The sequence below is a fragment of the Streptomyces sp. NBRC 110611 genome, assembly GCF_001590865.1.
Taxonomy (GTDB): Bacteria; Actinomycetota; Actinomycetes; order Streptomycetales; family Streptomycetaceae; genus Streptomyces.
Genome location: NZ_BBUY01000040.1, coordinates 16460 through 17321 on the forward strand (window position 1 = coordinate 16460; position 862 = coordinate 17321).

The following is an 862-nucleotide window of genomic DNA, read 5'->3' on the forward strand; positions in this document are numbered from 1 at the left end:
CAGCGGTAGAGCTCCAGGGTGAGGACGGCCTTTGTGGTTGACGTGAGCCAGGTGGGGCTGCACCGTGCGTGCTGGAAGATCCGCCAGGTCTTCAGGCGGGCGACGCCTCGCTCCACGGGATACCGGAGTCGAGCGTGGGCTCGGTTCACCGACCGCTGATGCGGGTCGAGGTCCTGCCGTGGCCTGCGGCGGTGGGGCACGGCGAAGGTGCCGCCGGCACCGAGGTATCCCAGGTCCGCCAGGACCGGGACGCCGAGCCGGATGCAGGTGCTGATGATGCGGTGGCCGCGGGCCGCGGCCAGGTCGTGGGTGCGGCCGGGCAGGGCCCCTGAGATCCACACCAGTCTTCCGCACGGGTCGGTGATGACGTGCAGGTTCACGCCGTGCCGACGGTGCTTTCCGGAGTAGTCCGCACGGCCGCCGGCGACCCGGCGCACTCCGCCAGGGTGCCGTCCACCAGCACATACTCCTCACAGGCCTCGCGCAGGGCAGTGGTCAGGCCCGGGGCCCGGCGGGCGAGCAGGGCCACGACGGAGCGGACGTAGGCGTGCGCGGTGCCGACGCCGATCCGGAAGCCGGCGGCGATCTGGGCGAGGGTGAGGTGCTGGCGCAGGTACACGAGTGCGACCAGAGCACGCCCGGACGGACGCAGCGTGCACCGCCGGTCACCCTCCCGGGGAACGATCAGCATCGTGACCTTCTCCACGAGCCCGTGCGGCAGGTCCAGCGCGGCAGGATACGTAACCAACGAAGCCCCTTGGGTGAAGAGTTGCGGCGTCAGACACCTCTCTCAACACCCTCCGGGCCTCGCCCGTTCTGCCCCCCTTCCCATCACCCGATCAGCGGCCACACCGAAAAGGCT

1 pseudogene is annotated in these 862 nt (G+C 70.8%); it reads right to left on the reverse strand.

Features of this window, described 5'->3' with window-relative positions:
- Nucleotides 1-748: pseudogene (locus AZE13_RS35000) on the reverse strand (transposase family protein); the annotation flags it as partial.
- Nucleotides 749-862 lie beyond the last annotated feature (114 nt).